This is a genomic window from Chitinophaga sp. (assembly GCF_039596135.1).
GTDB lineage: Bacteria > Bacteroidota > Bacteroidia > Chitinophagales > Chitinophagaceae > Chitinophaga.
Genome location: NZ_JBCNKH010000006.1, coordinates 179,372 through 204,926 on the forward strand (window position 1 = coordinate 179,372; position 25,555 = coordinate 204,926).

The 25,555-nt window shown below is 45.1% G+C and carries 20 protein-coding genes; 15 read left to right on the forward strand and 5 right to left on the reverse strand.

All coding sequences use genetic code 11. The features are described from left to right. The first annotated feature begins 83 nt into the window (after positions 1-83). Positions 84-914 (forward strand): aminotransferase class IV, encoded by an 831-nt coding sequence (locus ABDW16_RS06935; protein ID WP_343668679.1) that lies wholly within the window; start codon positions 84-86, stop codon positions 912-914. Positions 915-1,055: 141 nt separating this feature from the next. Further along, complete coding sequence (locus ABDW16_RS06940; protein ID WP_343668651.1) at positions 1,056-2,363, forward strand: deoxyribodipyrimidine photo-lyase; 1,308 nt, start codon at positions 1,056-1,058, stop codon at positions 2,361-2,363. Between the two features lie 19 nt (positions 2,364-2,382). Here ABDW16_RS06940 and ABDW16_RS06945 read toward each other — a convergent pair whose 3' ends face one another. Both ABDW16_RS06945 and mqnB read right to left on the reverse strand, forming a co-directional pair. Further along, positions 2,383-3,168, reverse strand: a complete 786-nt coding sequence (locus ABDW16_RS06945; RefSeq protein ID WP_321568653.1) for a 1,4-dihydroxy-6-naphthoate synthase — start codon at positions 3,166-3,168, stop codon at positions 2,383-2,385. An 11-nt stretch (positions 3,169-3,179) separates the two neighbouring features. Next, positions 3,180-3,845, reverse strand: a complete 666-nt coding sequence (mqnB, locus tag ABDW16_RS06950) for a futalosine hydrolase (RefSeq protein ID WP_343668652.1) — start codon at positions 3,843-3,845, stop codon at positions 3,180-3,182. A 107-nt stretch (positions 3,846-3,952) separates the two neighbouring features. Between mqnB and ABDW16_RS06955 the strand changes: the two genes are divergently transcribed. The 3 genes from ABDW16_RS06955 (at position 3,953) to fabD (ending at position 6,039) form a co-directional block, all read left to right on the forward strand. After that, positions 3,953-4,366 carry a 6-carboxytetrahydropterin synthase gene (locus tag ABDW16_RS06955; RefSeq protein WP_343668653.1) on the forward strand — a complete coding sequence of 138 codons (414 nt, stop codon included), beginning with the start codon at positions 3,953-3,955 and terminating at the stop codon, positions 4,364-4,366. A gap of 31 nt (positions 4,367-4,397) precedes the next feature. Next, on the forward strand, positions 4,398-4,991 hold the full coding sequence (gene folE / locus ABDW16_RS06960; protein ID WP_343668654.1) for a GTP cyclohydrolase I FolE: 594 nt from the start codon (positions 4,398-4,400) through the stop codon (positions 4,989-4,991). Between the two features lie 154 nt (positions 4,992-5,145). Next, positions 5,146-6,039: an ACP S-malonyltransferase gene (gene fabD, locus ABDW16_RS06965; RefSeq protein ID WP_343668655.1), complete on the forward strand. Its 894-nt coding sequence runs from the start codon at positions 5,146-5,148 to the stop codon at positions 6,037-6,039. Positions 6,040-6,103: 64 nt separating this feature from the next. Here the strand turns inward: fabD and ABDW16_RS06970 are convergent, their stop codons facing one another. Both ABDW16_RS06970 and ABDW16_RS06975 read right to left on the reverse strand, forming a co-directional pair. Continuing rightward, positions 6,104-6,940 carry a GNAT family N-acetyltransferase gene (locus tag ABDW16_RS06970; RefSeq protein WP_343668656.1) on the reverse strand — a complete coding sequence of 279 codons (837 nt, stop codon included), beginning with the start codon at positions 6,938-6,940 and terminating at the stop codon, positions 6,104-6,106. 12 nt (positions 6,941-6,952) lie between these two features. After that, positions 6,953-7,405, reverse strand: coding sequence for a GNAT family N-acetyltransferase (locus tag ABDW16_RS06975; protein WP_343668657.1), 453 nt, complete (start codon positions 7,403-7,405; stop codon positions 6,953-6,955). 63 nt (positions 7,406-7,468) lie between these two features. Here ABDW16_RS06975 and ABDW16_RS06980 point away from each other — a divergent pair, with 63 nt between their 5' ends. The 5 genes from ABDW16_RS06980 (at position 7,469) to ABDW16_RS07000 (ending at position 12,822) form a co-directional block, all read left to right on the forward strand. Then, positions 7,469-7,957, forward strand: a complete 489-nt coding sequence (locus ABDW16_RS06980; protein ID WP_343668659.1) for a DinB family protein — start codon at positions 7,469-7,471, stop codon at positions 7,955-7,957. A 160-nt stretch (positions 7,958-8,117) separates the two neighbouring features. Beyond that, a complete protein-coding gene (locus ABDW16_RS06985) occupies positions 8,118-8,813 on the forward strand; it encodes an NUDIX domain-containing protein (protein WP_343668661.1) in 696 nt (231 codons plus the stop codon). An 11-nt stretch (positions 8,814-8,824) separates the two neighbouring features. Continuing rightward, on the forward strand, positions 8,825-9,034 hold the full coding sequence (locus ABDW16_RS06990) for a hypothetical protein (protein ID WP_343668663.1): 210 nt from the start codon (positions 8,825-8,827) through the stop codon (positions 9,032-9,034). A 63-nt stretch (positions 9,035-9,097) separates the two neighbouring features. Beyond that, positions 9,098-10,987: a tetratricopeptide repeat-containing sensor histidine kinase gene (locus ABDW16_RS06995; RefSeq protein ID WP_343668664.1), complete on the forward strand. Its 1,890-nt coding sequence runs from the start codon at positions 9,098-9,100 to the stop codon at positions 10,985-10,987. Then, positions 10,972-12,822 (forward strand): hypothetical protein, encoded by a 1,851-nt coding sequence (locus ABDW16_RS07000; RefSeq protein WP_343668666.1) that lies wholly within the window; start codon positions 10,972-10,974, stop codon positions 12,820-12,822. Before ABDW16_RS06995 ends, ABDW16_RS07000 begins: the two co-directional genes overlap by 16 nt. 93 nt (positions 12,823-12,915) lie before the next feature. Here the strand turns inward: ABDW16_RS07000 and ABDW16_RS07005 are convergent, their stop codons facing one another. Beyond that, complete coding sequence (locus ABDW16_RS07005) at positions 12,916-13,914, reverse strand: beta-ketoacyl-ACP synthase III (RefSeq protein WP_343668668.1); 999 nt, start codon at positions 13,912-13,914, stop codon at positions 12,916-12,918. A gap of 138 nt (positions 13,915-14,052) precedes the next feature. Here ABDW16_RS07005 and ruvA point away from each other — a divergent pair, with 138 nt between their 5' ends. From ruvA to ABDW16_RS07030, 5 genes are all read left to right on the forward strand, one after another. Further along, entirely contained in the window at positions 14,053-14,640 is a 588-nt protein-coding gene (ruvA, locus tag ABDW16_RS07010; protein WP_343668670.1) for a Holliday junction branch migration protein RuvA, read from the forward strand. A 268-nt stretch (positions 14,641-14,908) separates the two neighbouring features. Further along, positions 14,909-22,147, forward strand: coding sequence for a cell surface protein SprA (gene sprA / locus ABDW16_RS07015; RefSeq protein WP_343668671.1), 7,239 nt, complete (start codon positions 14,909-14,911; stop codon positions 22,145-22,147). An 86-nt stretch (positions 22,148-22,233) separates the two neighbouring features. Then, entirely contained in the window at positions 22,234-22,596 is a 363-nt protein-coding gene (locus tag ABDW16_RS07020; protein ID WP_343668672.1) for a hypothetical protein, read from the forward strand. 74 nt (positions 22,597-22,670) lie between these two features. Next, entirely contained in the window at positions 22,671-24,932 is a 2,262-nt protein-coding gene (locus ABDW16_RS07025) for a TonB-dependent receptor (RefSeq protein WP_343668673.1), read from the forward strand. Next, on the forward strand, positions 24,929-25,555 hold a 627-nt coding region (locus ABDW16_RS07030), incomplete at its 3' end, for a hypothetical protein (RefSeq protein WP_343668674.1). The genes ABDW16_RS07025 and ABDW16_RS07030, both read left to right, overlap by 4 nt.

The window sequence follows — 25,555 nt, forward strand, 5'->3', positions numbered from 1 at the left end:
CGGCTGCTAATGCCTGCATGACATGAATATTTCGTACCTTTCTATTCCTTTCTAACATTCAAAAAGCGTTCGAAGTGCAACAGGTGTATACATGTTATAATGGAAAGTTTATTTCGGCGTCAGAACCCATTTTTACGGCAGATAACCGATCTTTCCGGTATGGAGACGGATGTTTTGAAACAATGCGAACAGTACGGGGAGAAGTGCAGCTGGCTGAGCTCCATTTTGAGCGATTGATGGCCAGTTTGCATCTGCTACATTTCGATGCCCCTCACCATTTCACCCGAACTTATTTTGCCCGGCTCATAGCAGAGCTTTGCAGCCGGAATGGTCATAATCGACTGGCCCGGGTAAGGCTTACCATTTTCAGGTCAGACGGCGGATTGTATGATCCTATAGATAATCATCCCAATTTTGTTATTCAAAGCTGGGAACTGGACCGGCAGGTAATGGAGCTGAATGAAAAAGGACTGGCAATAGATGTGTTTCCGGAAGCACGCAAGAGCTGTGATAAATATGCGACCATCAAGTCGAATAATTGTCTGCCTTATATCATGGCAGCCATGTATGGTAAACAACACCGCCTGCATGAAACCATCCTGTTGAATGCACATGGCAGGGTGGCAGATACTACCATCGCCAATTTGTTTATCGTAAATAACAAACAACTGATTACCCCTCCATTGAGTGAAGGTTGTGTATGTGGTGTAATGCGTAAGCACGTGATAGATATGGACCTCCCGTTTAAAGTGATAGAAAAACCATTGACAATAGCGGACCTGGAGAATGCCGATGAGATATTTCTCACCAATGCCATCACCGGTGTCAGGTGGGTTGGCCAGTTCCGCGATAATAATTATGGTAATGCCGCCGCAGTGATATTACATGAGTTGCTGCATGAAGGAGTATTATAGAAAATCCACCCGGTTATTAATACAATAATTCGCTGAAAATGCGCAGCAGTGGCGTATTTTTTGTGATTCTTTATTTAAATATTACACCTTAATATTGTCCACGGAATGTTTCATTGAGAATTGCAAAAATTAACCTCTATTATGCCTGCTACTGTTAATTTGTGCTGGTTGCGCCGTGACCTGCGATTGCTGGATCATGCTGCATTATACCACGCTTTAAAATCAGAATATCCCGTTGTACCTGTATTTGTTTTTGATACTGTCATCCTGGATGACCTGGAAGATAGACGTGACCGCAGGGTCACTTTTATCCGTGATACGCTGGAGGAGATGCAGGAACAATTAGCAAAACTGGGTAGCAGCCTGGATGTATTTTATGGTACACCTTCAGAAGCATTTGAGTATTACACGGCTCAGTACGACGTACAGACGGTGTATGCGAATATGGATTATGAACCTTATGCACGTGAGCGGGATAAGGCCATTGGCCAGCTTTTGAAAGGAAAAAAGATTGGATTCAAAGTGTACAAAGACCAGGTAATCTTTGACAGGGATGAAATCCTGAAAGATAACGGCGAACCTTATACGGTTTATACGCATTACAGTAAAAAATGGAGAGCAAAGCTGAATGATTTTTATCTGAAAGCATACCCGGTGGAAAAGTATTTCCGTAATTTTTACAGGCAAAAAAGCAAGCCCATTCCCTCTTTGCGTACGATAGGATTCCTGCCTGGAAAGAGAGATTTTCCTGGTGTGAAAGTAAAGGATAGTTTCATTGAAAACTACGATAAAACAAGGGACATACCGGGAATTCATGGTACTACCCACTTAGGTATGCACCTGCGTTTTGGCACCATCAGTGTACGGGAACTGGCAGAACGCGCGAATCATCTGAACCAGGCATTTTTAGGAGAGCTGATATGGAGAGAGTTTTATTACGCAATTTTGTGGCATTATCCACATGTTGTACAGCAGTCGTTCAGAAAAGAGTATGATAAGATCAGGTGGAGAAATAATGAAGCTGAGTTCAAAAAGTGGTGCGATGGTGAAACCGGCTACCCTATTGTGGATGCAGGTATGCGCGAATTGAATGAAACGGGTTTTATGCACAACAGGGTGCGCATGATCACTGCAAGTTTTTTGACGAAGCATTTGCTGATAGACTGGCGATGGGGAGAGGCTTATTTTGCAGAGAAGTTACTGGACTATGATCTGGCGGCTAATAATGGCAACTGGCAATGGGCCGCAGGATGTGGCTGTGATGCGGCACCTTATTTCAGGGTGTTTAATCCATTATTGCAAACGGAGCGATTTGATCCTGATTTGAAATATGTGCGTAAATGGGTGCCTGAGTTAGACGAGTTGACATATGCACAACCCATAGTGATACATGACGAGGCGAGAAAAAGAGCATTGGAAGTATATAAAAAAGCAGTCGCGAAAAGTTAACGCGACTGCTCCTTCAATTTTATAAAGCGGCTGCCATTAGTCTGTCTACAGCAGCTCTGCCGGCTTCGCCCAGGTCCAGGGAGAAGTCATTTACATACAATTCAATATGCTGGCGCATCACACTTTCTTCCATTTCCTGTGCGTGAGATGTCACGAACGGGGAGAGGGTAGGGTAGTGTTTAAATGATTCCTGCAGGCTATCGTGAATCAGTTGATCTACCTGTTGTTTCAGTGCAGCAGGCAGGGATTTGCGGATCACGATACCACCCAGTGGAATCGGGCTACCAGTGGTGCTTTCCCAGTATTCACCCAGGTCAATGATTTTCACCAGCCCTCTTTGTTGATAAGTGAACCTGTTTTCGTGAATGATCACACCCGCATCTACACGACCGTCTAACACCGCGTTTTCGATATCGGAGAAAACCAGGATTTCCTTGTTTTGAGCTTCGGGAAATGCAGTGGAAAAGAGCAGGTTAGCAGTGGTATTAATACCTGGAATAGCGATTTTACAATCCTTGATTTTTTCTTTATCGATCGGTTTTTTCGCGATCAGGAGCGGGCCACAGCCTCTGCCCAGGGCGGAGCCACTATTGAGCAGTTCGTATTGATGTAGTACTTTAGGCAGGACACCATAGCTTAGTTTGGTGATATCCAGTTTCCCTTCCAGCGCCCATTTGTTCAGTGTTTCCACGTCTTCGAGGCGGGTGTTGAATTGTAAGCCTTTCGTGTCGATCTTGTTGTTCACCATGGCGTCAAAGATGAAAGTATCGTTGGGACATGGCGAAAATCCGAGTGTTAATTCCATAATGCTTTGCTTTAGGAGGCAGAACCCTGTCTCAGATGTTCAATATATGTGATCAATGTTTCATTTAGTTGTTGAATGGCCAATGGAATTTTCCATTTGGATTTGTCGCGTACTTCCACGTAGTTAGAGATGCTGCGGAGCTGGAAGAAGGGAATCTTTTCCAGCAGGCAGGCGTAATGAAAGGCGGCACCTTCCATGCTTTCTACGGCGGGGTTGTATTTGTCAACCAGTTTTTGGCGGGTGCGTTCGTTACCGCTTACGGTATTGATAGTCACGCCGCTTACCTGTTCAAGCGCGGGTAAATAAGGAACGCCTTCGAACAGGTTGACCAGTTGTTTGTGCGAAAATGGTGGTTGATCAGGCTGCCAGAGGTTGGTATCGAACAGGTCTTTGAAGGTCTGGTCGTCTTCCACACCAAGGTCGCCGAATTGCTCTCTATCGATGATCACGGTTTTGCCCATTTCCCACGAATGGTCAAAGCAACCAGCGATACCTGCCTGAATAACCAGGTCGGGGCGGGTGCCGGCAAGGTGACGGCCCAGGTGGTAGGCAGTGTGCATCATACCAATGCCATGAACGAGGGTCGTGATCTGGATGTCAGGGTGGTGATGACCTGACAGGTAGTCGGAGAAAGGCTTAATCTCGAAAGGAGTGGCAGCGGTGACCAAAATTTTCATGTTGCAAATATCGGAATAAAATGGATAGCGACCTACCGGCCTTATCTGCCCGCTGATTGGCTTGTCCTGCAATTGTTGTATTTTTGCGGAAAATTGCAGCTAATCGCATGATCTATTTAACGCGTGTGGAGAACTTCAATGCGGCGCATAAATTATCAAATCCCGCATGGAGTAAGGAAAAAAATAAAGAAGTGTTTGGGAAGTGTGCTAATGAGAATTGGCATGGTCATAATTATGAATTGCATGTTACAGTAAAAGGCAATCCTGATCCTGAAACAGGGTTTGTTTTTAACGCTAAAACACTGGGTAATTTAATCGAAGAATATGTGGTGGAAAAGGTAGACCACCGCAACCTAAATATGGATGTAGATTTCATGGCAGGCAAGTTCACCTCTGCGGAGAACCTGGCTGTTGGAATCTGGGAGCAGCTGACCCCGCATTTGCCGGAAGGGGTACAGCTCCACTGTATCAAGTTGTACGAAACGCCCCGTATCTATGTGGAATATTACGGAGGGAAGTAATTAATTAGTTGATCTTAAGATTAAATAAGCAATGGCTTACAAGAAGGTTGAATCTTACGATGAGAAGGTAACCACCGATCTTATCGAGCATTACAAAAATAGTATTTCCCTGTTGGGGGAAGATGTGGAAAGGGAAGGATTGCAAAAGACGCCGGAAAGGGTAGCAAAAGCAATGCAGTACCTGACTACAGGTTATCAGCAGGATGCCAGAGAGATATTGAATAGTGCCAAATTCACAGAGTCATACAGCGAGATGGTCATCGTGAAAGATATCGAGTTGTATTCACTATGCGAGCATCATATGTTGCCTTTCTTTGGCAAGGCACATATTGCTTATATTCCAAACGGATATATTACCGGTCTGAGTAAACTGGCAAGGGTAGTGGATGTATATGCCAGAAGGCTGCAGGTACAGGAGCGCATGACGCATCAGATCCTGGATGCTATACAGGATACCCTGCAACCCCTGGGTGTGGCAGTGGTAATAGAGGCACAGCACCTGTGTATGATGATGAGAGGAGTGCAAAAGCAGAACTCGGTGACAACCACTTCTGCCTTTTCCGGGCAGTTTGAAGATGGCAGAACGAGGAGCGAGTTCATGCGACTGATTGGTCAGAGTATTTAAAAAGTTAATTGGAACCCTCTCGTGAGAGAGGGTTTTTTTATTGGATGCAAATTTTGATATATCACAAAGACTATGAATATTTGCAATCCTAATCACTGAGATATGTATTTAATGATAATACATATGTCTGATTGGCAACCGTAAATCAATGTAAATGAAACAAGCTTACGTATTTCCCGGTCAGGGCGCTCAGTTCCCGGGTATGGGTAAAAACCTGTATGACACTAATCCAACTGCAAAAGACTTATTTGAGAAGGCTAATGAGATTCTTGGTTTTCGTATATCTGATGTAATGTTTACAGGTACTGATGAGGACCTGAAGCAAACCCGGGTAACACAACCGGCTGTATTTCTGCACAGTGTCATTGCATTTCTGTGTGGTGCTGCAGGTGCTAAGCCTGATATGGTGGCTGGCCATTCGCTGGGTGAGTTTTCATCGCTGGTAGCGAACGGTGCACTTACTTTTGAAGATGCGCTGAAACTGGTCTATATCAGGGCAACTGCTATGCAGAAGGCGTGTGAACAGAATCCTTCTACCATGGCGGCGGTTTTGGGGCTGGAAGATGCGAAGGTAGAGGAGATTTGTAAAGCCGTGAGTGATGAAACCGGTGAGGTGGTAGTGGCGGCAAACTATAATTGTCCTGGTCAGCTGGTGATTTCCGGCTCCCTGAAGGGCATTGACGTGGCTTGTGAGAGAATGAAGGCAGCGGGTGCAAAACGTGCACTGGTATTGCCTGTGGGTGGAGCTTTTCACAGTCCGCTCATGGCGCCGGCAAAAGAAGAACTGAAGGCTGCAATTGAAAAAACGACATTTAATACGCCTACCTGCCCTGTGTACCAGAATGTGGTGGCAAAGGCAGTGAGTGATCCGGCGGAAATCAAGCAGAATTTGATAGATCAATTGACAGGAGCGGTGAAATGGACGCAGTCAGTGCAGGCGATGGTGGCAGATGGTGCGACTAATTTTACGGAGGCAGGGCCTGGAAAGGTACTGCAGGGGCTGATTCAAAAAATCAATAAAGAGTCTATCGTAAACGGAATTAATTAAAAAAACAGAGCGCTTTTGCCATAGGTAAAAGCGCTCTGTTTTTGGGCCAGGGCCTGCGGCCGGCTTATATCGGGCGTTTCATTTCATATTGGGTGAGGATTTGAGTCATTCCAATATGTGCTAAGAATTTTATCAGACCTTTGTTTTCTTCATCCACATTTACCAGCGTAAAAGGATTCCCCAATGCCTCCGCAGCCTGCTGCATCAAAGCCGTTCCAATTCCCTTTCTCCGCATATCCTTTCTCACGCCTATCTGCCTTATTCGCCTGCTGGCCAGAAATACACTGATATAGCCTACTATTTCATGTTCCAACAGCGCTACCCAGGTGGTGGTATGCTGTTTTTCCCTTCTTACACTTGCGATGCTGTTCGACCAGCTGGGTACCTGGTCTGCAAATGGAGCTAGCAGGATTTCTGAGGGCAAAGGGCTTTTCTGGATGAGAAATTCACTTTTTTTGACAGGAACTTCTCCTTTAAAACACAGAAAATTGCGCTGGTGCTGAAAACCGGCATTTTTATAAGCCTTTATCGCCTTTTGATTGCTGGCTATCACTTCCAGCAGAATTTCCTTTACCCCCTGTTGCTGATACTTTGGTATAAAATGCTCATATAATTCCTGCACCAGGTGGTGCCCACGGGCCATTGGAACCACCCCCGTTCCTCCATTGTACAATACCTCCGGGCAGCTTTCATCCCTGCCATGCAAGATAAATCCACACAATTCATTCCCCTGAGATGCTCCTGCTGAGCAATCCAACTGTATACTTTCTCCTGCCATTTTCTGTTGTAGCAGGGAAACCGTTAGCTGCATAGGAATGACGTAGTCACTAAAGGCTTCATTAAACACCCGGCAAAGTTGCCCGGTGCCAATACCCTTCAGGTCGTGGAATCTATATAGCATAAATCATGATCATTAGAAGCTGATGCTGGCATTCCACCACTCAGGATCGAAGCTGGCACCATATTTTTTATAAAAGTTAATAGCCGGTTCGTTCCATTCCAGCACCTGCCATACCATGCCATTGTAATTCTTCTCTCTCGCTTCTTCCAACAGCTTGTCAAACAGCATTTTACCAATCCCTTTACCCCTATAGCTTTCTGTCACCAGCAGGTCTTCGAGGTATATGCGGCAGCCTTTCCAGGTAGAATAGCGGATGTAGTAGAGGGCAAACCCGATAATCTGGTCTCCATCTACCGCTGCAAAAGCTTTCCAGACAGGGCTTTCGCCAAATCCGGCAGCTGTAAACTGCTCTAGCGTCACGGTCACTTCATGGGGCGCTTTCTCGTATTCCGCCAGTTCCCTGATCAGTTCCAATAAGCGTGGACAATCTTCTCTTCGTACGTTCCTGATGGTAATTGGTGTCATATATATTTTTCCTGTTGTATAAAATTTCGGTATTTTGTTGAAGGTAACAAAAACTCAATAATATTGAAGGAAGTCGTACTCAATCTGGCTGGTTATCACCTTTGGGCCAATCAGCGCTTAGCAACGGTACTGAAAAAGCTGACGGAAGCGCAGCTGGATCAGGAAGTTGTGAGTAGTTTTTCCAGCATACGCCAGACAGTGTATCATATGTGGGATGCGGAAAGTGTGTGGAAGCAGCGTATAGAGCTGGTGGAACAGACGCAGAAGCCGGCGCCTCTGTTTCAAGGTACATTTGAGGCGGCCTGTGATGAGTGGATGGGCGTATCCAGGCAATTGCTGGAGATGGTGCAGCAGATCAACCCCGTAAAACTACCCCATACGGTAGCTTATTACAACAGCCAGAAACAATATGGTAAATTAACCGTTATAGAAATACTGATGCACGTTTTTAATCATGCTACTTATCACCGCGGCCAGTTGGTCACACTATTACGGCAGGTCGGTGTGACGAAGATACCGGGTACTGATTATAGCGAATACGCCAAAAAATAACGTTATCAGTACTTCCACGTGACTAAAAGTTATTTCCGGTGCCGGAAGTGGCAGGAAAATGTAGCATCTTTGCAGCTAATAGATGAAAAACAACAGGTTTCACGGCCTTGCCAGCTGCGACAACAAGAGGGCCGTCAACCACGCAGACAATTAATTTTCAATGAGTGCACAATCATTTTATGCAAATGTACCTCAGCACCTGGTAGCAGTAGACTGTATAATTTTTGGATTTGAAAATGGAAGGCTGAAATTACTGATCATGCAGCGAAAAGTAGATCCTATGCAGGGAGACTGGTCACTGATGGGAGGCTTTCTTCAGAAAGATGAAAGTGTAGACGATGCTGCTGCCCGTGTATTGAAACAAACCACGGGGTTGGAAAACATATACATGGATCAACTGGGCTGCTATGGAGATGTAGGGCGCGATACGGGTGCCAGAGTGATCTCCATGGCTTACTATGCCTTGATCCGCATTACAGAACAGGAGCATGTTCCTTCGCAGGCGTATAGTGCACACTGGCTGGAGCTGCACCAAATCCCTAACCTGATCTTTGATCACAGGCAGATGATAGCCGATGCCCTGAAGAAACTGCGCGACAATGCGCACTTTCATCCCATCGGTTTTGAATTGCTGCCAGAGAAATTTACTTTGTCACAGCTACGCAGCCTCTACGAAGAGATCTTTCAGCATGAGCTGGACAAGCGCAACTTCAGGAAGAAAATCCTCTCCATGAATATATTGGAAAAACTGGAAGAAAAGGACAAAACCACCTCCAAGAAAGGTGCTCACCTATACCGGTTTGATAAACTAAAATATGAAGAACTAAAGACGAGGGGACTGGTATTTGAAATCTAAACCAGCATTATATGAAAAAGCAAACGAACGATGTGCCGAAGCCAGCAAAGTTTTGTTATGGGCACATTGGCGGAAAACTAGGAGAGTTGCTGGCGGCCGCTTTTATAGAAAAAGGGTGGATAGCCAAAGATGGCGCTGACAACAAACATTTTTACATTACCCCAACAGGAGTACAGGCATTAACAAAAATAGGTGTTGACCTGTCCCTGATAAAATCGTGATAGCTTTTTAGCTGTAGGCATTTGATCTTCCGTAACTATAACAGATGGCTATTATACAGTGTAATGGCAACTGTCGGACTCCTTGTCCGCTGTGAGCTATCTTTTGGCCAGATTCAGAAATTGAAAAATGCGTTGCCCGTTACCAAAGATAGTGTCGTCTATTCACGCATACTGATAGCCCTCGCGCAGAAATACCAGAACCGCCAGCTGGATACCTGTTTTCAATACCTGACTATGGCCAGGGGCGTAACCAAGCGCATTGGCTTTAAGTGGGGAGAAGCAGAAGTATACAGGGGATTGGGAGGGTATTATGCCTACCGGGATAATAGTTACCTCTCTTTTCGTTTTTACCTGGATGCCCTAAAGCTGTATAAGGAACTGGAAGATAGTACAGGGATGACCCTGGTAGATATTAAACTGGGAGTATATCAGCATTACCAGGGCCGGCACAGGGAAGCTGAAGATTATATCAAACAGGCCCTGAACATGGCTATGCGGCTGCGCAATGATAGTGTGATGTCTGCAGTAATGGCCAATTACTTTTTTATTTATCACAACGATACGTCGCATATGGCGCTGGCGAGCCAGTACCTGGCAAATGGCGCTCAGCTGGCCATGAAGGGCGGACATACCCGCATGCTTATTTATACCGGTTTGCTACAGGCCGATGAATTATATGATAAAGGAGATACAGCACTGGCTGTATCCAAAGTAAAGGACCTGGTGCGGATGGCGTTGAAAAAAGGATTTTTGTACCATGCACTGTATGGTTACGCACAATTGGCAGATTACAGTATACAACGGCATAGTGCAGATTCTATGATCTATCAGAAAGAGATGATCAGACTGGGGTTGGAAGGTGGTTACCGGGAAATTGTATTGCCGGTGGTAGCGAAGTTTTATCGTTACTATGAACTGAAGCATCAGGCAAAAGAAGCCGATTATTATGCAGACCTGATGGCAGATATTACAGAGCAGTATGAACAAAGCCGTTCGCAGGGAGAACAGGATTACATGGACTATTACCTGCAGGGAAAGCAACTACGACAACTACAATTGCAACACGATTTTCAGCAACAACAACTGGATAGAAAATCGCTGGAAGCAAGAACCCGTTACCTGGTTATCATTTGTTTGATCGTATTGCTGATACTGGTGATTTTATTGCTGCTGGATATCAACCGTTCTCATCGCAGTTCCCGGAAGAATGCCGCGCGTCTGCGGGAAATGAACAAACATATCAGTGAACAAAATGCACAGTTACGCACGCATGATGATTTCAAGAACAAACTGATCTCTCTCATTGCACACGATTTTCGCTCGCCATTGATTCAGATTATTGAAATTACTGCTTACCTGCAACAAGGCGCTTTCTCTGTACAGGAAGCTGCTATTCTGTTCAGGAAACTGGAAAGCAATGCAGAAAATACTTTACAGATTTTTGAGAATATTCTTCGCTGGATCAGGACACAGCTCAGTGGTTTTGTGTATCAGCCATTGCCCTGTACTCCTGCTGATCTGATCAAAGAAGCGATGGGCTCTATGAAAGAAGAAATGCTGGAAAAGCAGGTGCAGATATTGGTACAGGTGCCACCTGATATACAGGTATCAGCAGATAGAGAGATGTTACAGTTTGTGCATCGGAACCTGTTGCACAATGCCATTAAGTTTAGTCCGGCAAGAGGCACAATCGCAATCACCGCCACTACTACTGAAGATACAGTAACAGTATGTATCGCCGATGAAGGAAAAGGAATTTCAACAGAGGTGCTGGATCGGTTATTTGAATACCATCCTGGAAAAAAAGGAACTACACAGTCAAAAGGAGGAGCAGGATTGGCATTGATCATCTGCAAGGATTTTATGGATAAAATGGGCGGTACGATCGTAGCAGAAAACCGCTCAGATAAAGGAAGTACATTTTCATATACATTACCGTGTTTAAAAAACTGATAGTCATATTGCTGCTGATCACCCAGGTGGTGTGTGCTCAAAAGAGTGCCGTACAGCAACTGCGCCAACGACTGATGACGGAGCAGGATAGTACTGTGTACACGGATGTATTGAATGAACTGAGTATGAAATGGCACCTGAGCAATGCAGATAGTTGCTTCTGGTACGCAGTGCAGGCAAGGGATCTGGCAAGCAGGTTAGACTACCGGAAAGGGGCCGCAGATGCATTGAACAACCTTAGCATTGCATACGCACTCAAGGCAAACGTGAAGCAGGCTATTGAATATGAGAACAAAGCTCTAATGTATTACAGGCAACTGGACGATAACAGCAATGCTTGCCAGGTGCTTATGAACATGAGTGTGTTTTATAGCCTGGCAGGCATGAATGAAACGGGTGAACAGTACCTGTACCAGGCTATGGACATCGGTAAAAAGCTGGTATACGATTCTATTTATAGCCTGGTGCTGATCAATTATGCCATTCGGTTTAACAATGATACTACGCGAAGAGATTCTGTGCAGTGGGCTATAAAACAAGCAAAAAAAATAGCAGGTCATTACCCGGGTTGTGTGAGAGATTTGTATTACATCCATGCATTTGAAGCAGATAATTTATTCAGAAACGGACAGCAGGCAAAAGCTGTAGCCTGGATCAACTCGCTGGCAGCACACGCACAGAAAGATGGATTGATTTATGTTGCGATCGACATCCTGGAGCACATTGAAGGTTACAATAGCCAGGGGTACCAGCTGGATATCATTCCTTACAAAGAAAGGATTTATGCACTGGGCAAAATAGCGGGTTATACTGACCTGATGTTGCCGCAGGTAATAAGCATTTACCGCTATTATACAAAGGCGCATAATGCAGCGAAAATGGCGGAATACGGGCATGAACTCTGGACCCTTACTGACAGACAGGAAGTGATGAAAGACAGCCGGCATGTGAATTACCTGGACTATTTTCTAAAAGAGCAGGAGCTGAACGAATGGCACCTCAGCAATAAAGTACAGCAGGAAAAACTGGCAAGAGCCAATACCCAAAGGTTAGCGAGACGAAAGCTGATAGCATTTCTGTTGGGCATATTATTGATATTGGGTGGGTTTACATTTACCCGTTACCGCAGCTATCGTTACCTGCGGCAGCAGGAAGAACTGCTGGCAAATATGAATGCGGAGATCTCGGACAAGAACCGGCAGCTGCAGGTACAGGATGATTTTAAGAACAAGCTCATCTCTGTGGTGGCGCACGATTTCAGGGAACCTTTACAGAATATTATCAGGGTATCTGCCTTGTTCAGAAACGGGGATGCTGAGGCTGTGCTGCGGCAGCAGCTGATACGGGATACGGAGAATAGCAGCAGGAAGACGCTGGAAATCTTTGATAATATTCTCAGGTGGATCAAGTCACAGTTATCCGGGTTTGTGTATGCACCTGCTCCCTGTGACCTGAAGGAGATGTTCAGCGGGGTATTGACGGAGATTCCCGAAGGCTTGCAGGTAGCAGGCGATTATGAGATGCTGCAGTTTGTACACAGAAGTTTACTGCAGGGAGCGGCTACTTTAGGAAAAGAAATAAAGGTAGTGGCAGAGCAGGAAGCAGAGCGGGTAAAGGTGATGGTAATCAGTTATCCGACAGTACTGACGGCACAGCAGGCCACGGGTTTGTTTGCCTACGAAGATGCAGTCTATAGTGTACAGGGTGAAGGGGAGGAGCTGGCGATGCGGTTTATAATCTGTAAAGATTTTATGGATAAGATGGGCGGGCACATTTGGGCAAATGTAGCAGGTGAGCAATTGCAGTTAATCTACGCATTACCCTCATTCAGTTAAAAAAATAGCTGCCATTGATTACTAATGCCTACGGCATCAGCAATCAATGGCAGGAAAAAATGGCCTGCGGCCAGCTTTAAAAATCGAAATTTATCATTTAGGATCGTATGCCCACTTCAGATAAGTAGCACCCCAGGTAAATCCGCCGCCAAAAGCAGCCAATACCAGGTTATCTCCTTTTTTCAGTTGTTTTTCGTAATCCCACAGGCACAGTGGCAATGTACCAGCGGTGGTATTACCATAACGCTGAATATTCATCATCACTTTTTCTTCTGGCAATCCCATGCGGTGAGCAGTGGCATCAATGATACGCTTGTTTGCCTGGTGAGGTACCAGCCATGCGATGTCATCTGAACTCAGCTTATTGCGCTCCATAATTTCAGCAGCCGCATCAGCCATGTTTGCTACAGCATATTTGAATACCATTTTACCTTCCTGGTACACGTAGTGTTCGCGGTTGGTAACAGTTTCGATGGAAGCAGGCTTGGCAGAGCCACCGGCTTTCATGTGCAGGTATTCACGGCCGTGACCATCACTTTTCAGGATGCTGTCTATCAGGCCATAACCTTCTTCGTTAGGTTCCAGCAGCACGCCGGCACCGCCATCACCAAAGATGATGCAGGTAGTACGGTCGGTATAGTCAATGATGGAGCTCATTTTATCAGCACCGATCACCATTACTTTCTTATAACGTCCACTTTCTATAAAACGTGCACCTGTATCCAGTGCATAGAGGAAACCGGAACAGGCTGCGGCGATGTCGAACCCAAAGGCATTCTTTGCACCGATTTTGTCGGCTACTACATTGGCTGTAGCAGGAAACACCATGTCCGGAGTAACAGTTGCAACAATAATGAGGTCGATATCAGCAGGCGTGATCCCTCTTTTACGGCATATTTCCAGCGCTACAGGTACGCATAACTCAGAAGTCCCTTTCCCCTCGCCTTTCAGAATCCTTCTTTCTGTAATTCCTGTACGGGTGATGATCCATTCATCTGTAGTATCAACCAGTTTCTCCAGCTCTTTGTTAGAGAGAACGTAGTCCGGAACATACCCACCTACCGCAGTAATAGCGGCCGTTATTTTGTTCATATTAATAAAATAGATGTTTTAACAGGCCGTAAAAATACATAAGAATTTGGAAATGTAGCTTATAAGCCAAAATACCCGTCTGCCATCTTCCTAAAAATCCTTAGGTTTGCCAACAATTATAATCCTGAATAATCCTGTATGATTGCTTACCTAAATGGAAAACTGTCCTATAAATCCCCTGCCATGGTCCATTTGGATGTTCAAGGGGTGGGATATGAAGTGCAGATTAGTTTAAATACATACTCCCGCATACAGGGTCTGGACAGCTGTAAATTGCTGACTTATCTCCATATAAAAGAAGACGCCCACACATTATACGGCTTTTTCGACGATGCGGAGCGCCAGATATTTCTGTTGCTGATAGGCGTATCCGGTATTGGTGCTAATACTGCCAGAATGATGTTATCTTCCCTGCAACCAGAAGATATTCAACGTGCTATCGCTATGGAGAATGCTAAAATGCTGGAGAGCATTAAAGGTATCGGCGCCAAAACAGCCCAAAGGGTCATACTTGAGCTAAAAGATAAGATCAAAAAGCAAAAAGACATTGGCCATCAAATATCTGTACCTGTAAACAATACAATGCAGGAAGATGCGTTAAATGCATTAGTCACGTTGGGAATAGCCCGTAATGTAGCAGAACAGGCTATAAACAAAGTACTGAAAGCAGAACCACAATTGCAGGATTTAGAAGGACTGATCAAAAAGTCATTAAAAAGTCTGTAAGCGTAGCACCTATTAAAGCTGGATTTTTATTTTTTAGTAATAGCCGCCGGCAGCCAGGTAAAGTTGGCTCGTCTGCGCTGAAAAATCAGTACTGAGCAGGACCACTATTGCGAATTCTGGAAGGAAAAGACTGCAGGTACTGAAAGCAAAACCACTATGTCAGATCTGAAATGACCATAGTAGCCCTTCATTTTCAATTAGATGGGTTACTAAGGGGAGTTGCAGGTCTGTAAACTTTTACCCTGACCTCTATTAAAACCTATTTCTCTTGTCAAGGAAGACAAATTATGGTGCTATAGCAGTAATAGGAGTCGCTTCCTTTTTTATTGTTAATACTGCAGCAAGGAATCGTTCGGGTTATAGCAGCGATATTTATAAACAACACTGGCAACCAAAAGATATTGTTGGTAAGGATACCACGGTGAAAGATACTGTCAAACGGGATACCCTCAAGTACCCCATCAAAGACAGGTTCGGTACCCGTATTACTGATCCCATACGTAATGAAATCGATCTTAAAGATCCGAAGAATATCACACAGTCAGTTGATTATGATCCTGTTACGAAGGAATACACTGTATCGGAAAAAATAGGTGACCACTATTACCGTAACCCCACTCTCCTCAGCTTCGAAGAATTTAACAGATTACAGGCGCAGAAAAGTGAGCAGGACTACTGGCAAAAAAGAGCCAGTACCCTGGGATCCCTGAACCAAAGGAATTCAGGGCCGGAATTGTATAAAGGCAGTAAACTGTTTGACAGGATCTTCGGCGGCAGTAAAGTGGATATCCGCCCTCAGGGTAGCCTTGATCTTACCTTTGGTTACCAGGGTCAGAACATCAAAAACCCGGTACTCACCGAGCAGGCCCGGAAAACCGGCGGCTTCGATTTTGATATGAACATCAATATGAACCTGACGGGCAAGATCGGCGACAAACTGAAAATAACTACCAACTATAACACACAATCCACATTTGATTTCGAAAACCAGATCAAACTGGAATATACCGGCTATGACGATGAGATCATCAAGAAGATAGAAGCCGGTAACGTGAGCTTTCCACTCCGCAGCACCCTCATTTCAGGGGTGCAATCACTGTTTGGTATCAAAACCCAGTTGCAGTTTGGCCGGCTCACCGTCACCTCTGTACTCTCTAACCAGAAATCCCAGAAGCAAAACCTCCTCATCAAAGGGGGCACGCAGGTACAGGATTTCACGATCAGGGCAGATGAGTATGAAGATAACCGGCACTTCCTGCTCGGACAGTTCTTCCGCGATACGTTTAATTATAGCATGAGCAACCTGCCTATAATCAAATCGCTGTCGTATATAAACCGTATAGAGGTATGGGTGACCAATAAAACCGGTGCCACAACCAATACCCGCGACATCGTTGGTTTGATGGACCTGGCTGAATATGCGCCTTACAATCAGACTATTACGGTGACCCCCGGGGCTCACCTGCCAGCAAACGGAACGAACAATTTATACTCTAATATCATCTCTGATCCTGCCAGCCGCTATACCGGAACTGTGGTGAGCAGATTACAATCTATGGGATTACAGGGGGTGCAGGAATATGAAAAGACCTTTGCCCGTAAACTGGATTCCTCTGAGTATACCCTGAACCGGCAGCTGGGTTTCATCTCCCTCAACCAACAGTTGCAGGCAGACGAAGTCCTGGCAGTAGCCTATCAATATACTTACAATGGCCGTGTATATCAGGTGGGTGAGTTCTCACAGGATGTACCGCCAGATCAGAACAACAGTGCAAACCAGAAGATCCTCTTCCTCAAACTCCTCAAAGCAACTTCTGCCAGACCCAACCTTCCTATCTGGGACCTGATGATGAAAAACATTTATTCAACAGGTGCTTACCAGATCAACAGGGCAGATTTCAGCCTGGATATCTACTATAAAGACCCGGGCAGCGAAACCCGTACCCCGAGCGATAAACGGTATTTGCCAGATGCGACAGGAGAGTGGGCCGGTGCACCGTTGATCTCTGTGCTGAACCTGGATAGATTGAATAACCAGAATGACCCACAACCGGATGGTGTGTTTGATTATGTGGAAGGATATACCATCAATTCCAATACAGGCCGTGTGATGTTCCCGCAACTGGAACCTTTTGCACAGGGTATTCAGAAGGCCTTTGGTGGAAATCCCACCCTCGAAAAGCAATATATGTTCAAGGTGTTGTATGACTCCATCAAGGTAGTTGCACAACAGTTTCCGCAACTAAACCGCTACCTGCTGAAGGGGACCTACAAATCCAGTAACTCTTCTGAAATTCAGTTAGGAGGGTACAACATTCCGCAGGGTTCGGTAACGGTAACTGCCGGTGGACAGCTTCTTCGTGAAAATGTCGACTATATCATCGACTATAACCTGGGCCGTATCAAGATCGTGAACTCAGGGGTGCTGGCTTCCGGGCAGGCAATCAATGTACAGTTTGAAAACAATGCTTCATTTGGAACACAGGTGCGCAATTACTTTGGTACCCGGTTTGACTATGTGGTGAATGAAAAACTGAGTCTCGGTTCTACCATCGCCCGTATGAGTGAGCGACCTTACTACCAGAAAGTAAACTATGGGGAAGACCCCATTAAGAATACAGTGGTCGGCTTCGATGTGAACTATAATTCACCTTCAAAAGCACTGACACGTATCCTGAATAAACTGCCGAACTTCAATAGTACCACACCTTCCAACATTATGTTCACGGGTGAGGTGGCCAAATTATTCCCAGGCCACAGCAAACTGGTAAATGCGGCAGGTAGTAGCCAGGGACAGGTATACATCGATGACTTTGAAGGTTCACAGAGTGGGTATGACCTGAAGTACCCGGCTACCAGCTGGGCACTGGCATCTACACCATCACAGGCAAGCGATAGTGCAGGTACTGTATTGTTCCCTGAATCAGAGGCCAATAACCAGCTTGGTTATGGCGCTAACAGGGCAAAACTGGCCTGGTATATTATCGAACCTACCCTACAGATCCCTACTGCATCAGGGTTGCCTACTGGTATTGATAATAAAGTACAATCCGATCACCGTACCCGCCTGGTGTATCAGCAGGAAATATTCCCGAACAAGTCTACCGACTTTGGTCAGGCACAGTTAAGTACCCTCGACTTAGCCTATTATCCTACAGAAAGAGGCCCTTACAACTTTACTGCCGGCAGGGATAGTGTGGATGCAAATGGTAAACTGAGAAATCCGCAGAAGAAATGGGCTGGTATCATGCGTGCACTGGACAACAGTGACTTTGAAACCAGTAACGTAGAATTCATCGAGTTCTGGATCCAGGATCCTTTCATCGATAATGCGAATAGTACCGGTGGTCAGCTCTACTTCAACCTGGGTAATATATCTGAAGACGTACTGAAAGATTCCCATAAATTCTTCGAGAATGGGATGCCGGATCCTACAACTGGTCTGGACAAAGTTGACTCAACTGAATGGGGCCGCCAACCTAAATTCCAGCAGCAGATCACACAGGCGTTCGACAATGACCCCGCTATCCGCAAATACCAGGACGTTGGTTATGATGGTCTGGAAAGCAGCTATGAGCAGACATACTACAAAGATTACCTGTCCAGACTGGCGGCTAACTTTGGAACTGCTTCCGTTATCTATCAGCAGGCAGCGAAAGATGCAGCGAATGATGATTACAAACACTACCGTGATTACGACAGTGGTAACATCCTGATCCGTTATAAGAGATACAGCAACCCTGAAGGTAACTCTCCTGTATCTACGAATTCAACCTACTCCATGGCAGCGACCAACATCCCTGAAACAGAAGATCTGAACAGGGATAATACGCTGAATGAAACAGAAGAATATTTCCAGTACAGAGTGAACCTGCGTCCAAATATGGCCGTAGGTACCAACAACATTGTGGATAAGATTCAGGCAGATGTAACACTGGCAGATGGCAGAAAAACTACTGAAACCTGGTACCAGTTCAAAGTGCCGATTGATAAATATGATAAGAAAGTAGGTGCTATTCCTGACTTCAAGTCCATCCGCTTTATGCGTATGTTCCTGACTAACTTCCAGGACTCTGTCGTAGTACGTTTTGGTAAACTGCAACTGGTGCGTAACCAATGGCGTCAGTACAATTATAAACTGCAGCCAGGTGATCCTGTGCCGAATGATGGGAATACATCTTTCAACTTAACCGCTGTAAATATCGAAGAGAACTCTTCCCGTAAACCTATCAATTATGTACTGCCGCCGGGTGTAACACGTCAGAACACGGTAAGTACCAACAATACTACCTTACAGCTGAACGAACAATCCATGTCATTGCAGATTAAAGGTCTGGAAGATGGCGATAGCCGTGGTGTGACCAAGAACCTGGGTATGGACCTGCGCCAGTACAAGCATTTGCAAATGTACCTGCACGCTGAAGCAATGGAAGACCAGAACTCACTGAAAGACGGCGACCTGAGAGCCATTGTGAGGATCGGTAGCGACTTTGTTGAGAACTATTATGAATACGAGGTACCATTGAAAGTGTCTACCTGGGATCAGCCAAACAATCCAAATAATATCTGGCCGGCAGCGAATGATATGGACATTGTGCTGAGCAAGCTGACAGAATTGAAATTGCGTCGTAATAATTGTGATACCTGTTCTGCGCTGAGAAAATATACAGAGACTGATGGTACAAATTATATGAGCGTAATCGGTAATCCGAATTTAGGGGATGTACGCACCATCCTGTTGGGTGTAACGAATCCAAAGGATAATGGATTGCCGAAGACGGGTGAGGTTTGGTTCAATGAATTGCGATTAACCGGTCTGGATGAAAAAGGTGGTTATGCAGGTATGGGTAGACTGGATCTGCAACTGGCAGACCTGGGTACGATCACGATATCAGGCAATATGCATACTGCCGGATTCGGTAACCTGGATCAACGTGTGAACGAACGCTTCAGAGATAACTATACACAATACGATGCAGCTGCTAACCTTGACCTTGGTAAACTCTTACCAAAGAAAGCCGGCATGGTGATACCTGTATATGCGGGGTACTCAAGAGCCGTGAGCCGTCCGGAATACGATCCATATGACCTCGACATCAAGCTGAAGGATAAGCTGCGTATGGCGAAGTCTGATTGGCAACGGGACTCCATCCGCAAGGCAGCAGAAACCTTTACCTCAATCAAGAGCCTGAACTTTACCAACATCCGCAGGGTGAATCCAAACAGGAAGAAATTTCACCTGTGGGACCTGGAAAACTTCGACATCAGTTATTCATTCTCCCAGACCCTGGCCCACTCACCGATCATTGAAAATGATGTGCTCACCAAGCACAGAGGTGGCTTAGGTTATACCTTTACCGGTCAGCCAAAATATGTAACGCCGTTTAAGAAACTCTTTAAGACGAAAACGAAATGGCTGGACCTGGTGAAAGACTTCAACTTCAACTATGTACCTTCCCTGCTTAGTTTCAGGGCCGATATTACGAGACAGTTTGGTGCCACACGTATCAGAAACGTAGGTGGTGATGGTACATACAAGTTGCCGGAAACGTACAACAAGTACTTTACATTCGACCGGTACTATGGTGTGAAATGGGATCTGACTAAGAGCATCAGCCTGGACTTCAATGCGGTGAACAATGCCCGTATTGATGAGCCGACAGGCAGGTTGAACACAGCAGCGAAGAAGGATACCATGTGGCGTAACTTCTTTAAACTGGGCAGAACGACGAACTACTATCATTCCGGGAACATTACATATACCCTGCCTACTGCCAAGCTGCCACTTACCAGCTGGACAAACGTAGCATTGGGTTATAGCTTTGACTACCGGTGGACAGGCGCTTCCTTACTCGCTAAGTACCTGGGTAATGCAATCGAGAATACGCAGAACAAAACGGTGATGGCAGAGTTTAAATTCTCTGATCTGTATAGCCGGTCCAAGTTCCTCCGGCAGTTTAGTTCATCGGCATCAAAGCGACCGCAACCGCAGAACAACAATAATAGTAAACAACCACCAGGTAAGAATCAGCCGGCGCCAAACAACAACCCTGATGTAGAGATTTCGCCGATTCTGAAAGCTGTGATGAAACCACTGTTGATGTTGAAACGTATCAATGTGGACTATTCAGAAAACAGTGGTACCAAGTTGCCGGGATATATAGATAGTACGAAGGCATTGGGTATGAACTGGGCACACTTTACGCCGGGCGTAGGATTTGTAACAGGGCAGCAGCCAACGAAAGCATGGCTGGATAATTTTGCAAAGAAAGGTTTGATCACGCCTGATACCACCTTCAACGTACAGTTCCAGCAGCAATTTACACAGCGACTGCAGGTGCAGGCACAGCTGGAACCTTACAATGACTGGCGTATAGATCTGAGTCTGACCAAGTCATTTACAAAAACGCATACAGAGCTGTTTAAGAACATGGATTCTGCAGGGTACCAACACCTCACACCATATGATGCGGGTGGTTTTGAGATATCTTATGTAGCAGTGAAAACCATATTTGGCAAGATAGATTCAGAGACGGGAACGACGACTACCTTCCGGGATTTTGAGCGTTATCGTAAGACCATCTCCAATCGTTTGGCAAACGCTAACCCTTACAACAGTATACCAGGTACCCCGACCTATAATACAAAGGATCCGGAGTATCGTTATGGTTATAGCCGTTATGCACAGGATGTGTTGATCCCGGCTTTCCTCGCAGCATATACAGGTAAAGATCCTGAGAAGATCGGATTGCTGAAGAATGGTGGTCCTGCGAATGTGCGTAGTAATCCGTTCAGTAATTATATACCTCGTCCTAACTGGCGTGTAACATATAATGGGCTGGCTAAGTTAGAGCCGTTCAAGAATTACTTTACCAACTTCTCTATCACCCATGCATATGTAGGTTCACTGAGCATGAGCTCTTACAACTCCGCATTGTTGTACGAGGATCCAAGACTGGCTGGGTATCCGGGATTCATTGATACCGTTTCGGGTAACTACATTCCTTACTTCCTGGTACCGAACCTGACTATGACAGAGCAGTTTGCACCATTGCTGGGAGTGGATATGACATTTACCAACAGTCTGAACCTGCGTGTGGAATTTAAGAAGAGCCGTTCACTCAGTTTGAGCCTGATCGATTATCAATTGACAGAATTGCGCTCTACAGAGATCACGATGGGTGGCAGCTATCGCATCAGGAACGTGAAGTTTAAGTTCCTGGGCGAGCAAACGGGCAAGAAGGTATCGAATGATATGAACTTCCGGTTAGATTTGAGTTTGCGAGATGATAAGACGGTGAATAATAAACTGGATGCGGACCTGGTGATACCGACCAGTGGGCAGAAGGTGATAGGAATAGCGCCGTCCATAGATTATGTGGTGAATAATAGGTTGAACTTACGGTTCTTCTATGACCGAAGGCAGACGATACCAGTGATCTCTACGGCTTATCCGATAGTCAGTACGAGAGGAGGATTGACACTACGGTTTATGTTAGCACAATAATAGAAAACGCTTATGCCACCCGGCATAAGCGTTTTTTTATGACTTAACTCATAAAGTTTAGAAAATATTTTACCTACTTTTGTTCCGTGAGGTACTTCTTATTCATAGCGCTCTTAACAGGATTATTGCTACAGAACTGTAGCCAGTACCTGATTGTGCTTGAATATAAGGTCAATCAAAACTACATAGCCAGCGTACTCTGCGTAAACAGGGACAAACCTGATATGCATTGTAATGGTAAATGTCAGCTGAAGAAACAACTGGAACGGGACCAGCAACAGCAGAACAACGGTACTGCCGGAAAAGAGAAATACGAAGTGTCGTATATCGATGATCTCTACTCGTACGACTTCCGCTCTTTCGCCCGATCCACCGCATTAATCGCATATTATCAGAGCTCTGTACCACATACTCCTTTATCTGATACCTTCCGCCCCCCACAAGCCTAATCCTCCCTTTGATTTCCTTTTTATCTGATGAGCAGTACACTGCTCAATTCATAACCTATTGACTTAACATTCACATGAAATATCTATTAGCGATAATAGCGGGAGTTCTATTGTCCTTACATTCGTATGCTCAGGTACAGGGCAGCGTGATCGATGCACAAACAGGCGAAGTATTGTCTGGCGTAAATGTCCAGTTATTACATCATAGCAAAGGTTGCGTAACCGATGCACAGGGAAAATATACCATTACCGGCACTGCCGGAGACACCGTACAGGTATCCTACGTAGGGTATCAATCGCAAAAAATTCTATTGCCAGCAGGCATCATTTCCTTACATCCTTCTACTGCCAGTCTCAATGAATTTGTAGTGACCAGCAGCAGAGATAAACAATTGCGTACTGATGCACCTATCGCCATCAGCAGAATCTCTACACAGGAAATGCGCGATACAAAAGCGACTACACTCGATCAGCTATTGAACAAAGTAAGCGGTGTATACATGGTGCCATTACAGAATGAGCAGCATACCATGGCCATCCGCCAACCGATCGGTTATAAGAGTTTATTCCTGTACCTGGAAGATGGTATTCCTATTCGCACTACCGGCGATTTTAACCACAATGCACTCATTGAAATAAACATGGCTGCATTGCGCACGATAGAAGTGGTGCGCGGTCCTGCTTCTTCTTTATACGGTAGTGAAGCAGTAGGGGGCGCAGTGAACTTCATCACAGCAGCACCTTCATTAAATCCTACCGGACGTGTGCAGGCAGAGGTGACAGACAGGGGTTACAAGCGCACGGACTTCAATGTATCCAATACATTTAATAAAGTAGGACTTACTATGGGCGGTTATTATGCCAACCAGCGCCATGGTTACATGGACCATAGTGACTATCATAAATTCGCGTTTACAGTAAGAGGAGATTACCAGGTCAGTGAGCATACCAAATGGATTAACTCCGCTACATTGGTTGATTATTATACCGACCAGATAGGTGGCCTGGATAGTGCACACTTCTTTGGTAAGAATTATACAAACTTTCAGACCTTCTCCTACAGAAAGGTGAATGCATTCCGCTACAGAAGTACGGTAGAGCATGACTGGAATGATCTGAACCATACTACATTTACCGCCTTTTTCAGAAACACGAGTATCAAACAAAATCCATTTTATTACATCTCTGATTCCAAAACTGATGCGTTGAAAGCATCAGGGCAAATCAATAATGATAGTTTTAAAAGTTATGGAATCATCCTGCAGCATAAGAAAGAATTCGGCTGGCAGGATGCAGGTATCATCGCTGGTGTGAGTGTGGATTACAGCCCTGCAGGTTACATTGCTAACTACATAGATGTGGATAAGAATGCAGCAGGTTATTACATACATTATACACCCACCGATTCTGTGCTCACAAATTATAATGTAAAGTTGCTGAATACCGCTGCTTATGTACAGGGCAATATGACGCTGGCACAGGGATTGAAACTGGTAGCAGCATTGCGTTATGACCGCATGGATTATAATTTCGAAAACCATTTATCAGCTACCTCTTATACTGGTGCTGCCAGTGGGAAAAACAACTTCAATGCATTTACGCCTAAGTTGGGATTGACTTATGATCTGGGGCATAGTCGTGGATTGTATGCGAACTATAGTGTAGGTTTTGCACCTCCGAATATTACCGAATTATACACAGGCGTAAAAGTACCTACACTGAAACCAGCTACTTACAATAACTATGAAGTTGGCGGTTGGCTGGGATTTGCAAATGATAAAGGATACGTGGATGTGAGTGTGTATGAAATGAAAGGGAACAATGAAATAATAAGTGTACGGCAGTCAGATGGTTCCTACCTGAATCAGAATGCAGGACATACTACACATAGAGGTGTGGAATGGAATGTGCGTTATACACCTGTTACATCTATACAGCTTCGTGTAAGTGGTCAGTACGCAGATCATTTCTTTAATGACTATACAGAGAAGGGAGTGTCTTATAGCGGTAACCAGATGAATGGAGCACCGCATGTGATTACAAATTGTGAAGTGACCTTCAAACCTGCATTCATAAAAGGATTCAGGATTGGTGCAGAGTGGCAGCACATTAGTAAATATTACATGGACCCAAAGAATACCAAAATGTACAATGGATATGATTTGTTGAACATTCGCACCGGTTATGCATGGAGGAGTTTTGAGTGCTGGATCAATTGCCGCAATGCAGCAGATGTGATTTATGCAACGACAGCGGAAAAAACGGCTTATAGCACCAGCTATTATCCCGGACAGAAGAGAACATTTGATTTTGGAATTGCTTATTCATTTAAATGATGAAAAATAAATTGTGGATCGTGTTGGCAGGCTTTCTTTCGGCCTGCCATCCTAATAAAGATAAAGAATATGTGCTTTCACATGGAGAGGCATCCTGTGCATTTATATCAGAAACTGCGGATGGTAAAAAAGTTATCAGCTGGGTAGCAACACAGCCGGGTGCAGATACAGGTACCATGTATTATGCGGTGCAGGAAGGCGATACTTTTTCCACACCGCATGCCATACCGGTGGCCAACAATGTGTTGCCGCATGCTGAGAATATGCCGAAATTATTGTTCAAACCAGATGGTGAAATAATTGCCATGTATGGTGTAGAACAGCATGATCCGCGCAATCAATGGGCTGGCAGGGTATTCTATACACATTCGCTGGATGCAGGTAAGACATGGTCTGCACCGCAACAACTGGTTACAGATACCAGTAGCTATGACCAGCGTTATTTTGATATGGCTTTATTACCTGATGGACAGGCGGGCGCCATCTGGCTGGATAACAGGAAAGACATCAGTGCCGAAGGTTCCACCTTATACTTTGCAAAGACCAGTGGGCATGATGGTTTCAGGGGAGAGCATGCTATTGCGGAAACGGCATGTCAGTGTTGTCGTACTGATTTATACACA